Source organism: Allobosea sp. RIT-PG3_2 (assembly GCF_057321085.1).
Genome location: NZ_JBXWCA010000013.1, coordinates 105,293 through 117,251 on the forward strand (window position 1 = coordinate 105,293; position 11,959 = coordinate 117,251).

11 protein-coding genes are annotated in these 11,959 nt (G+C 68.2%); 2 read left to right on the forward strand and 9 right to left on the reverse strand.

What is annotated here, in order from left to right; all coding sequences use genetic code 11:
* Positions 1-70: 70 nt before the first annotated feature.
* From AC2FAN_RS26370 to AC2FAN_RS26385, 4 genes are all read right to left on the reverse strand, one after another.
* Positions 71-1,795: a mucoidy inhibitor MuiA family protein gene (locus AC2FAN_RS26370; RefSeq protein WP_485176967.1), complete on the reverse strand. Its 1,725-nt coding sequence runs from the start codon at positions 1,793-1,795 to the stop codon at positions 71-73.
* A 157-nt stretch (positions 1,796-1,952) separates the two neighbouring features.
* On the reverse strand, positions 1,953-2,699 hold the full coding sequence (locus AC2FAN_RS26375; RefSeq protein WP_485176968.1) for a F0F1 ATP synthase subunit A: 747 nt from the start codon (positions 2,697-2,699) through the stop codon (positions 1,953-1,955).
* A 140-nt stretch (positions 2,700-2,839) separates the two neighbouring features.
* Positions 2,840-3,157 (reverse strand): DMT family transporter, encoded by a 318-nt coding sequence (locus AC2FAN_RS26380; protein ID WP_485176969.1) that lies wholly within the window; start codon positions 3,155-3,157, stop codon positions 2,840-2,842.
* 305 nt (positions 3,158-3,462) lie between these two features.
* The gene (locus AC2FAN_RS26385; RefSeq protein WP_476806054.1) at positions 3,463-4,344 is read right to left on the reverse strand and encodes a type 1 glutamine amidotransferase; all 882 of its coding nucleotides are present in this window, start codon (positions 4,342-4,344) and stop codon (positions 3,463-3,465) included.
* 115 nt (positions 4,345-4,459) lie between these two features.
* On the opposite strand from AC2FAN_RS26385, the gene AC2FAN_RS26390 reads away from it, so the two are divergent.
* Positions 4,460-5,368 carry a DMT family transporter gene (locus AC2FAN_RS26390; RefSeq protein WP_265050041.1) on the forward strand — a complete coding sequence of 303 codons (909 nt, stop codon included), beginning with the start codon at positions 4,460-4,462 and terminating at the stop codon, positions 5,366-5,368.
* A 139-nt stretch (positions 5,369-5,507) separates the two neighbouring features.
* On the opposite strand, the gene bla is transcribed toward AC2FAN_RS26390, so the two are convergent.
* Together bla and AC2FAN_RS26400 are read right to left on the reverse strand one after the other, a co-directional pair.
* Positions 5,508-6,509, reverse strand: coding sequence for a class A beta-lactamase (gene bla / locus AC2FAN_RS26395; protein ID WP_265050040.1), 1,002 nt, complete (start codon positions 6,507-6,509; stop codon positions 5,508-5,510).
* Positions 6,510-6,594: 85 nt separating this feature from the next.
* The gene (locus AC2FAN_RS26400) at positions 6,595-7,494 is read right to left on the reverse strand and encodes a LysR family transcriptional regulator (protein WP_485176970.1); all 900 of its coding nucleotides are present in this window, start codon (positions 7,492-7,494) and stop codon (positions 6,595-6,597) included.
* Positions 7,495-7,595: 101 nt separating this feature from the next.
* Here AC2FAN_RS26400 and AC2FAN_RS26405 point away from each other — a divergent pair, with 101 nt between their 5' ends.
* Positions 7,596-8,585, forward strand: a complete 990-nt coding sequence (locus AC2FAN_RS26405; protein WP_485176971.1) for a zinc-dependent alcohol dehydrogenase family protein — start codon at positions 7,596-7,598, stop codon at positions 8,583-8,585.
* Between the two features lie 2 nt (positions 8,586-8,587).
* Here the strand turns inward: AC2FAN_RS26405 and AC2FAN_RS26410 are convergent, their stop codons facing one another.
* The 3 genes from AC2FAN_RS26410 to AC2FAN_RS26420 all read right to left on the reverse strand — a co-directional run bounded on the left by AC2FAN_RS26410 (position 8,588) and on the right by AC2FAN_RS26420 (position 11,944).
* Positions 8,588-8,818 (reverse strand): DUF1902 domain-containing protein, encoded by a 231-nt coding sequence (locus tag AC2FAN_RS26410; protein WP_485176972.1) that lies wholly within the window; start codon positions 8,816-8,818, stop codon positions 8,588-8,590.
* 127 nt (positions 8,819-8,945) lie between these two features.
* On the reverse strand, positions 8,946-10,535 hold the full coding sequence (gene serA / locus AC2FAN_RS26415) for a phosphoglycerate dehydrogenase (RefSeq protein ID WP_485176973.1): 1,590 nt from the start codon (positions 10,533-10,535) through the stop codon (positions 8,946-8,948).
* A gap of 230 nt (positions 10,536-10,765) precedes the next feature.
* Positions 10,766-11,944 carry a phosphoserine transaminase gene (locus AC2FAN_RS26420; RefSeq protein WP_485176977.1) on the reverse strand — a complete coding sequence of 393 codons (1,179 nt, stop codon included), beginning with the start codon at positions 11,942-11,944 and terminating at the stop codon, positions 10,766-10,768.
* Positions 11,945-11,959: the final 15 nt, after the last annotated feature.

Consider the following 11,959-nt stretch of genomic DNA (forward strand, 5'->3'; position numbering starts at 1 on the left):
ATCCTTGGGCCGATCGAAGATCGGACCCGAGGGCTTCGCCCGAGAATGACGATGGAGGCCCGGCGCCCTTTCAATTCATCGGGCGCGCCACGGGCTCCGGTCCCGGCATGGGCTGCTGCTCGTAGGACAGCTCGCGGTCGCCCGGCCATTTGATGCGATAGGTCAGCTTGATCTCCTTCTCGGAGGCGGGCTGCAGATCGAAGGTCCAGGACGAGACGCCGCGGCGATCGCCGACCTGCTTTTCGGTCGGCGGGGTCGTGAGGGCGGCGATGGTCTCGACCGTGATCGCGCTGCTCTCCGAGAAGGGGATGCGCTCGAGCACCGTGATCTTCACCGGCTTGCTGTGCAGGCTCTTCACCACGGTGCGGAATTCGCGCTGGTCCGTGCGGGTCTGGCCGAGCCAGCTCGGCTCGTTCTCGCGCCGCTTCACCGGGGCGTAGCTGACCTTGATCCGGTCGTCGGCGCCGAAGCCGAGCTCGACCTTGTCGCCCGGGGCGACGAGCCCGAACTGTCCCATGCCGACATAGGTGCCGTCGCGATGCAGCGCGACGCGGCCGGGCAGGAGCGGTACCTCCTCCTCATGGGTGAAGCCGGCTTCCAGATAGGCCTTCAGCTCCAGCTCCGGGACGGTGCGGGCGGCGAGCGTCGCGTCCGCCCTGCGCTGCGTCAGAACTACCGTCTTCGCGGCGCCGTCCTGCGGGACGCTGGCGCGGCCCGGCACCTGGAAATTCGCCTGATAGGCGCCGGCCTCGATCGTCGCGACCTGAGCATCGGCGGCGACCCTCAACTCATCGCGCGAAACTCCACCGCTGAAACGGAAATTTGATGGGGGCGCGGGGGCGGCAGCAGGAGCTGCCCGCTCCGTTTCCTGCTTGCGGGCTTGCGCCATGGCGCGCGCCCGTGCCTCGGCAATGATCTGCGGCTCGAAGAAGGCGACCTGCACGGGCGCGAGATCGGGAGCGCGGGTGCCGCCGGCCGCGCGCGTGGTCGAGAGCGTCAGCGCCACATCGTCCCAGGCCTCGCCGCTGCGCTGGCGGATCTCGGCGCGCCGCGTCAGGGCGATCTCCGGCTTCTCGCCCGTCGTCGTCAGCCTTGCCTCGTAGGTCGGCGTCCAGTTCGCGCCAGTGACGCGGTAGCTCACGGTGAATTCGGCCGCGACGGGCTGCGGCGCCTCGACCGCGATGGCGACGTCGCGCTTGGGCGCACCCGGCTTGCCGCCTTGCGGACGGGCGCGTTCGAGGGAGGCGATCTCGGCCTCGACGTCGGACAGGCGGTTGCGCACGCCGCGCAGCTCGTCCTGGACCTTGACCAGCGCGGTGCCGATCGCCTCGAACACGGCCGGCCAGTCGGTTACGGGCAGGGCCTTGCCGTCGGGGCCGAGCTTGTCGGGGCCGGTCTGGGCGAAGCGCTCGATGGTGGCGCGCTTGGCCTCGTTCGCGGCGATCTGGCCGGTGAGCCTGTCCTTGTCGTCGCGCAGCGCCTTCAGCTTGTCCTCCAGCACCGTGTCGAGCACAGGCCTGGCGTCGCCCGGCGTGACGCGGACATCGACGGCACCGACCGAGAAGGCGGCGTCGCCCTTGCCCTCGACGCGGATGGAAGCGGGATCGATGGTCGCCGGCAGGCCGCGCAGCACGACCTGCGAGACGCCCTGCAGCAGCTCGGCCTTGCCGAGCCGCGTCACCACGGCGCCGTCGGGATACACCGTGACGCGGTCGATCCGGCTCGACAGCTCGGTCTCGGCGGCGCTGGCGAGGCCGGGCGCGAGAATCAGGGCAGCGGCAATATGGCTTCTCATCAAAATCGTCCCCTCCGGATCGCAATCACGAGGCCGTGATAGGCGTGGTCGAATTCGGCACGCCCAAGGCGGAATTGGGCCGGAATGCGGATAGGACGAGCGGGCGGGGAGAGCGTCCTGTGTTTGCAGGAGGGGCCCGGTCTTGGCGTGGCGCCGGCTAGTGGCCGGGATGCAGCGCGTCGTTCAGGTAGATGCAGGCGAGCACGGTGAAGACATAGGCCTGCAGCACCGCGACCAGGAACTCGAAGGCCGTCAGCGCCACGGTCATCAGCAGCGGCAGCGGCGCCAGCAGCCCGTAACCGAAGCCGGCTGCGAGCAAGGCCGCGACGAAGCTGCCGAAGACCTTGAGCGCGATATGGCCGCCGAGCAGGTTGGCGAAGAGGCGCAGGCTCAGGCTGATCGGCCGCGACAGGAAGGAGACGATCTCGATCACGGTGATGAAGGGCAGAAGCCAGCCCGGCACGTCGGAGGGCACGAACAGCCGCAGGAAGCGCAGGCCATGGCGGCAGGCGCCGTACCCGACAACAGTCGCCATCACCAGCATGGCGAGCGCGAAGGTCACGACGATGTGGCTGGTGACGGTGAAGGCGCCGGGGACCATGCCGAACAGGTTGAGCACCAGCACGAACATGAAGAGCGAGAAGATCAGCGGCAGGAAGCGCATGCCCTCGCGGCCGGTCGCGTCGGTTAGCGTCCGCGCGACGAATTCGTAGAGCATCTCGGCGAGCGCCTGGGCCCGGCCGGGGATCAGCGCGCGCGAGCGAGTGGCAAGGATCAGCCCGCCGCCGATCGTGACTGTCGCGAGCGCCATCATCAGCGCCGCGTTGGTGAAGCCGAGGTCGGTCCCGCCGAGGCGTAGGGGGATGAGGGTCTTGACGATGAACTGGTCGCTGGGATTGGCCAAGGCTGGGCCTCCGCTGCACGAGGTTGCGCGACGGCGCGGACAAATCCGTGCCGTGGGGCCGTCCCCGATGTGAGCGAAGGCCAGGGGTCGTCCCGAGGCCGGGCCTGCTTAGAAAGCGGACCCTGGTTTGGCAAGCGCCATCAGCTCGCCGAGAGCTTCATCATGACGAGGCCGGAGACGATGAGCGCGGCCGCGGCGATGCGCATCGGCGTCAGCGCCTCGCCGAGCACGGTGACGCCGACGAGGAAGGCGCCGACCGCGCCGATGCCGGTCCAGATCGTGTAGGCGGTGCCGAGCGGCAAGGAGCGCATCGCCAGCGAGAGCAGGGCGAAGCTGCCGATCATGGTGACGATGGTGATCGCCGCCGGCCCCGGACGGGAGAAGCCGTCCGACTGCTTCATCGTGTAGGCCCAGACGATTTCGAGAATGCCGGCAGACAAAAGATAGAGCCACGCCATAGCGGTCCCCCATGAGTTGCCGGGTCGTCCCGGCACATCGCCCAGGTTGGGGGAGGTCGTGGCCTCGCTGGCGCTGATCTAGCCAGCGCGGATGGGGATGGCAAGGCTGGAGCAGGCTGCGCCCTGCCAGGAGCGCGGGTCATCCCGGCCGGAGCGAAGCGGAGAGCCGGGATCCATGCCTGAACCTCGACCGGAAGCGCTCCGGCATGGATCCCGGGTCAAGCCCGGGATGACGGCGCGGTCATGTGGCATCCTTCCGGAAGAGATCCCCGGGACGATGCCCGCGGGATGTTGGCACCCAGCGTTCAGGCCCTACCGCGCTCGCTCGCATGCGGCTTGATGCGATGCTCGACGAAGTTGCGCAGCTCGGTGACGCGGCGCTCGGTGTCGAGCACCTCGCGGTCGAGGCCATGCGCCCAGGCGAGGTCCTGCCGCTGCGGCTCGGCGTCGAGCGTGCGCAAATCGCCGAGCCAGCTCTGCGTCGAGGCCTCGTCGCGCCGGAAGCCTTCCTCGATCAGGAGCGGCACCATGCGCCCGAGGATCGAGGCGACCTGCTTCAGCGGGAATTCGGGGTGGTACTGCACGCCCCAGAAGGTGCCGCCGCCATGCCTGATCTCGGCGGCCTGGACCTGGCTGTAGGCGTTGGAAGCGAGGATCGTCGTGCCATGCGCGGGCAGGGCGATGGTGTCGAGATGAATCGCCGGGGCGTCGAAGGCGGCAGGCCTGCTTTCGAGCAGCTTGTGGTTCCGGCCCGCTTCTGTGGGCGTGATCCGCCGGGCGAAGCCGACCTCGCGGCCCTTCGGGTTGGCGGTGACGGTGCCGCCCGCCGCGACCGAGCCGATCTGGATGCCCCAGCAGGAGCCGAAGCAGGGCGTGCCGCTGGCATAGATCGACCGCATCAGTTCGACTTGCCGCGTCACCGCCGGCTCGGTCTCGTAGATGTGGAGGGCCGAGCCGGTCAGGAAGACGCCGTCATAGGATTCGAGCCCCGCGCCGTCAGGCAGGTTGGCGCCCTCGTCGGCCGGCAGGCAGATGTCGGAGACGATGCCGGGTGCGATCGCCGCGATCTCGGCGGCATAGGCTTCGCCATAGGCCATGCCGTAAGCCTCCCGCAGCCCTTCTCGATGCTCGCGCGTGTTGCCGTCGACGAAAAGCAGGCGGAGCGGGCGGGAATTGGTTTTGATCATCGAGAAATGTCCGCAGGGATGCGCAGGGCGACGGTCAGGCTTGCGCCGCATCTCATATGAGACCGGGCTCGCGCAAGGGTATTGCAAGAGCCCTTTCCCGGAACAGGGCGGAATCGTGCACCCTTCCCCGACCTGGCTGCAACGCGCCTGGGCCAATGCCTATCTGTTGATGATCCTGACGACGCTGATGTGGGCCGGCAATGCCGTGGCGAGCCGGCTCGCCGTCGGCAACATCTCGCCGATGGCGCTGACCTCGTTCCGCTGGATCGCGGTCTGCGCGATCATGCCGTTCCTGCTGCGCCATCAGATCCGGGCCTATTGGCCGGTGCTGCTGGCGCGCTGGCGCTTCGTCGCCCTGCTCGGCATCCTCGGTTTCACCGCCTTCAACACGCTGATGTATCTCGCCGCCTATTCGACCTCGGCGATCAATATCGGCATCCTGCAGGGCTCGATCCCGGTCTTCGTGCTGGTCGGGGCCTTCCTGGCCTATCGCACGCCGATCGGCACCATGCAGGCGCTCGGCGTCGCGGTCACGCTGCTCGGCGTCGCCGTCACGGCGAGCCGCGGCGACATCCATGTCCTGACCGGTTTTCGCTTCGCTGCCGGCGACCTGCTGATGATCCTCGCCTGCGTGCTTTATGCCGGCTACACCGTCGCCATCCGCAACCGGCCGGCGATGCCGGGGCTGGTCTTCTTCGCGGCGGTCGCCTGCTTTGCCTGCCTTGTTTCGCTGCCGCTGCTCGTCGGCGAGATCGCGCTCGGCAAATTCCACGCCCCGACCGCGACGGGCTGGGGCATCCTGGCCTTCACGGTGATCGGGCCTTCGCTGCTGTCGCAGCTGTTCTTCATGCGCGCCATCGAGATCATCGGGCCCGGCCGGGCCGGCGTCTTCGTCAATCTCGTGCCGGTCTTCGCGCCGATCCTGGCCGTGCTGATCATCGGCGAGCCCTTCGGCCTCTACCACGCGCTCGCGCTCGCTTTGGTGCTCGGTGGCATCTTCATCGCCGAGCGGCTGGGGCGGTAGGGAAGTTCTTTCGTCGACAACTGCCGACATTCTCGGGCGAAGCGGAGCGAAGACCCGAGAATCTCAGGACGAGAAGGCACTGGTTTCCGAGATGCTCGGGTCAAGCCCGAGCATGACGTCAGGGTATGCGCTGCCCTTGTCAGCGCAGCGCCGAAACCGCGAGCCGCGCCACGTCCGCCAGAGCCGCTTCCCGCTCCTTGGCATCAGCGCGCGAGCCGGCGAGGTAGACCACGATGGCGAAGCGCCGGCCGTCCGGCAGCGTCGCGATGCCGATGTCGTTGGTGGCGTGGTTGATGCCGTCGACCGTCAGGCCGAGACCCGTGCGATGGGCGAGGCGCGAGCCCGCAGGCAGGCCGGCCTTGATCCGGTCGGCGCCGATCTTGCTCTCGGAGATCACCTTCTCGAGGAAGGCGGCATGGGCCGGCTGGCGCAGCCAGTTGCCCTTGGCAAAGGCCTCGAGGAAGAGGGCGCTCGCCTCGGGCGTCGCGGCGTCGCGCTTGTCCTTCAAGGCGGCCGAGAGCGCGGCGGTGCGCGGCTGGGGGTTCATTGCCTTCAGCTCGGCGCGGAAGCGCTGCTCATCGACCGTCTCGCCCCAGGCGAAGCCGCGCAGCCCATAGATCTCCGGCTGGAACTGGCGCTCGTAGCGGTCGACCGAGATGCCGGTGATGCCGCCGTCGCGCAGCATCTTCGTCACCACCTGCGGCCCGCCGATCTCCCGCATCAGCAGGTCGGCGGCAGTGTTGTCGCTCTCGCCGGCGGCGAGGCGGATCAGCTCGCTGAGCGGGTAGTCGTTGCGCTCGCCCTTGAAGGCTTTGACCAGCGGGCTGCGGAACAGCGAGAAATCCTTGCGCGTGACGGTGATCGGCTGGTCGAACTTGAACTTGCCGGCCTCCACTTGCTGCAGCACGGCGACGGCGAGCGGCAGCTTGAACACGCTCTGCATCGGGAAGGTCTCGGCGCCGCGATGCGACCACTGCTTGCGGTCCTTGAGGTCGATGAGGGCGACGCCGAGCCGGCCCTTCGACTGCTGTTCGATCGTGACGATCTCCTTGTCGAGCCTGGCCCGGTCCCAATCGGCGAGGGCAGGCAGGGCGACGAGGCAGGCGAGGGCCGTGGCGGCAAGGCGAAGGCGGGCAGGCATGGGCGATCCTCTGTGATGGCGCCCAACACAAGGGAGGGGACATTGAGGCATGGTTGCGGCAGCAGCCCGGCGACACCGGGCAGGCTCACGCCATCAGCGGCGGCAGGGCCTTCGCCAGCTCGTCGACGGCGACGCGGACCTTGAGCGGCAGCAGCGGGCTTTGCGGCCAGAGCGCATAGCCGTCATAGAGGAAGGGCGGCTGGTCGGGCAGGACGACGGCCAATTCGCCCGAGCGCAAGCGGTCGCGGATCAGCCAGGCCGGCAGCCATGACAGCCCCAGCCCGGCGACGGCGGCATCGGCCATCGCGTCGAGATCGTCGAAGCGCAGCCGCCCGGATGGCGCGATCTCCAGCGGCAGCAGGCCGGCCTGCGGAAACTGCCAGGGCCGGACCCAGCCGGCACGGCCATAGAGAATGGCCTGATGCTGCGCGAGATCGTCCAGTCCCGTAGGCGTGCCGTGACGTTCGAGATAGGCCGGGGCGGCGCAGAGCAGCATCGGCTGGCGGGCGATGCGCCTGGCGACGATACCGGAGCGATCCTCCAGCGTGCCGGTGCGGATGGCGAGATCATAGCCCTGCTGCACCAGATCGGCGATCGGGTCGCCGAAGGAGAGTTCCAGTTCGAGGCGCGGATAGCGCTGAGCCAGCCCGAACAGCACCGGCGCGACGCAACGCCGGCCGAAATGCGCCGGCATCGTCACGCGCAATCGTCCGCTCGGCTCGCCGAGATGGTCGCCGGCGAGGGCTTCGGCTGCTGCCGTCTCGGTCAGGATGGTGCGGCAGCGATCGTAATAGGCGCGGCCGACATCCGTCAGGCTCTGACGGCGCGTCGTCCGGTTCAGAAGCCGCGCACCCAGCCGCTCCTCCAGGAAGCGGACATGCTTGCCGACCATCGGCGCGGAGAGATCGAGCGTTTCGGCCGCCGCCGCAAACGAGCCGAGATCGACCGCCCGGACGAAGACTTCCATACTGGTGAGGCGATCCATTTTCGGAACCAATGGTTTCTGATCTGCAAAGCACACGCGACTTTATCGTTGGGCTGGTGGCGCAGACAATCGCTTCATTCGAAATCGTTTGGAATGAAGTCATGGCAAGAATTGTTCGTTTCTCGGAGCTGGGCGGGCCGGAGGTGCTGCGGATCGAGGAGGTCGAGGTGCTGCCGCCGGGGCCGGGCGAGGTTCGCATCGCGACGAAGGCGCTCGGCCTCAACCGGGCGGAGGCGCTGCTCCGGCGTGGCAGCTATATCGAGACAGCGACGCTGCCCTCGGGGCTCGGGCTGGAAGCGGCCGGGATCGTCGAAAGCGTCGGAGACGGCGTCGAGGGATTGAAGCCGGGCGATGCGGTCAGCCTCATCCCGCCGCGTTCGATGCTGCGCTGGCCCGTCCATGGCGAGCTGATCCGCGTGCCGGCGGAACTGGCGGTGAAACATCCGCCCGATCTCGGCTGGGAGGGTGCTGCGGCGCTGTGGATGGCCTTCCTCACCGCCTATGGCGCGCTGGTCGATCTGGCTGGCCTGAAGGCCGACGAGGCCGTGGCGATCACGGCGGCGTCGAGCAGCGTCGGCCTCGCCGCGATCCAGATCGCCAATCGCATCGGCGCGCTGCCGGTTGCCGTGACGCGCTCCGCGGCCAAGCGCGAGGCGCTGATGGCCCATGGAGCGGCGGCCGTGGTGCTATCGGAAGGCGAGGGGCTGGCGGAACGGCTGGAGGCTGCGGCGGGTGGTTCTGGTCTCCGCGTCGTCCTCGATGCCGTCGGCGGGCCGATCTTGGAGCCCCTGACGGCGGCGATGGCGCCGGGCGGCATCCTCGTCGAGTACGGGGGCCTGAGCCCTCTGCCGACGCCGTTCCCGCTGCCGGCCGTGCTGGGCAAGAGCCTGACCTTGCGCGGCTATCTCGTCCACGAGATCACGCGCGACCCGGCGAAGCTCGCCGCGGCGAAGGCCTTCATCCTCGCCGGCGTGGCGGAGGGGGCGTTCAAGCCGGTGATCGCGCGCAGCTTCCCGCTCGACGAGATCGCCGCGGCGCATCGCTATCTCGAGTCGAACGAGCAGTTCGGGAAGATCGTGGTGACGGTCTGAGCCTAGGCGTCCGGCGCGTCGTCGCAGAGCGCGAGCTCGACCGGGCAGTTCTCGATGCCGAAGCATTCCGGCAGGAGCTGCTTCAGCCGCTCGCGTAGGGCGTCGAGCGACTCGGCCTCGGTGACGATGCCGAGCTCGCCGGTGTCCATGGCGTACCAGAGGCCCGCCGCCTCGTCGCGGCGGACCTCGAAGCGGATCGGCTCCATAGCATCGGACCGAAAAGTGGAATCCACTTTTCGGATCAATCCGATGCGATGACAAAAAGCGTGGATCACCGTTATCGCGTCCTATCGGACGCGCGGCGATCCAGCGCCGCCTCCTGGCGGGAGGCGACGATGGCGCGCAGGGGGTTGAGCACGATCAGAACCTGAGTCGACGAGCGCGCTTGACCATCGGGATCTCGTGGATCTTCGCGAGCAGCTCGTCCGAGATCGGCTCGTCGACGGCGACATAGCAGATCGCGTCTCCGCCCGGCTTGTCGCGGCCGAGCGAGAAGGTCGCGACATTGACGCCGGCGCCGCCGAGCAGCGAGCCGAACTGGCCGATGAAGCCTGGCTTGTCGGCGTTGCGGACATAGAGCATGTGCGGCGCGAACTCGGCATCGACCTGGATGTCGCGGATCTCGACGATGCGCGGCTTGCCGTCCTGGAACACCGTGCCCGAGGCGTGGCGCGGCATGTCCTCGGCCTCGACGACGATGCGGATGACGCTTTCGAGATTGCCGGCGACCTCGCGGGTCAATTCCTCGACGACGATGCCCTTTTCCTTGGCGATCATCGCGGCGTTGACCATGTTGATCTCGGGCAGGAAGGGCCTGAGCACGCCGGTGATCGCGGCGGCCGAGATCGCCTTGAGGTTGAGGTCCGCGACGGCGCCCTCATACTCGATGCGGATGCCCTTGACCGCCGCCTCGGTGAGCTGGCCGAGGAAGGAGCCGAGCTTTTCCGCCAGCGCCACGAACGGCTTGATGCGAGGGGCTTCCTCGGCCGAGATCGAGGGGAAGTTGACCGCGTTGGTGATCGCGCCCTTCAGCAGATAGTCGCTCATCTGCTCGGCGACCTGCAGGGCGACGTTCTCCTGCGCCTCGTTGGTGCTAGCGCCGAGATGCGGCGTGCAGACGACGTTGTCGAGGCCGAAGAGCGGGTTCTGCTCCGCCGGCTCCTGCGAGAACACGTCGAAGGCCGCGCCCGCGACATGGCCGGACTTGATGAGGTCGGCAAGAGCCTGCTCGTCGACGAGGCCGCCGCGGGCGCAGTTAATGATGCGCACGCCCTTCTTGGTCTTGGCGAGGTTCTCGGCCGAGAGGATGTTCTTCGTCTTCTCGGTCATCGGGACGTGCAGCGTGATGAAATCGGCGCGCTTCAGCAGGTCCTCGAGCTCGACCTTCTCGACGCCCAAAGCGACGGCCCGCTCCGGCGAGAGATAGGGGTCATAGGCGATGACGCGCATCTTCAGGCCGATGGCGCGCTCGGCGACGATCGAGCCGATATTGCCGGCGCCGATCAGGCCCAGCGTCTTCGCCGTGATCTCGACGCCCATGAAGCGGTTCTTCTCCCACTTCCCGGCCTGGGTCGAGATATCCGCCGAGGGGATCTGGCGGGCGAGCGCGAACATCATCGCGATGGCGTGCTCGGCGGTGGTGATCGAATTGCCGAAGGGCGTGTTCATCACGATGATGCCGCGCGCGGTGGCGGCGGGGATCTCGACATTGTCGACGCCGATGCCGGCGCGGCCGATCACCTTCAGGTTCTTCGCCTGCTCGAGCAGCTTGGCGGTCGCCTTGGTGGCCGAGCGGATGGCGAGGCCGTCATAGTCGCCGATGATCGCTGCGAGCTTGTCCTTGTCCTTGCCGAGATTGGGATCGAACGTCACCTCGATACCGCGATCCTTGAAAATCTGCACGGCGGCAGGCGAGAGGGCGTCGGAGATGAGGACTTTGGGGGCTGTCATGAGGATGGCTCCGGCGGCGCGGCGCTGCACGGGGAGCGTTCGGCGCGTGAAAGGGGAGGGGCTGCTTCCCTTCTCCCCTCGGGGGAGAAGGTGGCTCGGCGCAGCCGAGACGGATGAGGGCTGCGCGGGTCGGAAACGTTGGCGGGAGGAGGGCTAACGATCAACGTCGCGCTGCCCTCACCCCGACCCTCTCCCCCAAGGGGAGAGGGAGAGCGTCGCGGACGGCCTGATCAGGCCGCCTTCTTGCTCAAGCCCGCCTTGGCCTCGGCGAAGGCGTATTCGATCCAGGGCAGCAGCGCCTTGACGTCGCGCGCCTGCACGGTCGCGCCGCACCAGATGCGCAGGCCGGGAGGGGCGTCGCGGTAGTGGCCGAGGTCGTAGCCGGCGCCGGCCTTCTCGATGATCGACACCACCTGCTTGGCGAAGGCCGCCTGCGCATCCGCCGGCAGCGCGGTCACGGCCGGGTCGGTGAACTTGAGGCAGACCGAGGTGTTGGAGCGGGTCTTCGGCTTCACGGCCAGGAAGTCGATCCAGTCGTTCTCGCGCACGAACTTGGCGATGACGCGGGCGTTGGCATCGGCGCGCTTCACCAGCCCGTCGAGCCCGCCGACCTTCTTCGCCCAGTTCAGCGCATCGAGATAATCCTCGACCGCGAGCATGGACGGCGTGTTGATCGTCTCGCCGGAGAAGATGCCCTCGATCAGCTTGCCGCCCGAGGTCATGCGGAAGATCTTCGGCAGCGGCCAGGCCGGCTTGTAGGTCGTGAGCCGCTCGACCGCGCGGGGCGAGAGCACGATCATGCCATGCGCGGCCTCGCCGCCGAGCACCTTCTGCCAGGAGAAGGTGGTGACATCGAGCTTTTGCCAGTCGAGGCGCTGGGCGAAGGCGGCGGAGGTGGCGTCGCAGATGGTCAGCCCCTCGCGGTCATCGGCGATCCAGCCGGCATCGACGACGCGCACGCCGGAGGTGGTGCCGTTCCAGGTGAAGACGACGTCGCGGTTCCTGGTGTCGACCTTTCGCAGGTTCGGCAGTTCGCCATAGGGGGCGTCGAAGGTGCGGACGTCGGAAAGCTTCAGCTGCTTGACGACATCGGTGACCCAGCCGGCGCCGAAGCTCTCCCAGCTGACCATGTCGACGCCGCGGGCGCCGAGCAGGCTCCACAGCGCCATCTCGACGGCGCCGGTGTCGGAAGCGGGCACGATGCCGATGCGGTAATCCGCGGGGATCTGCAGCACCTCGCGGGTGAGGTCGATCGCGGCCTTCAGCTTGTCCTTGCCGATCTTGGCGCGGTGCGAGCGGCCGAGCGGAGCGTCGGCAAGGCCCTTGAGGGTCCAGCCGGGGCGCTTGGCGCAGGGGCCGGACGAGAAGTTAGGCACGCGCGGGCGCGTGGTCGGTGCGGTGTTCGCCATCGATGTCTCCATCCT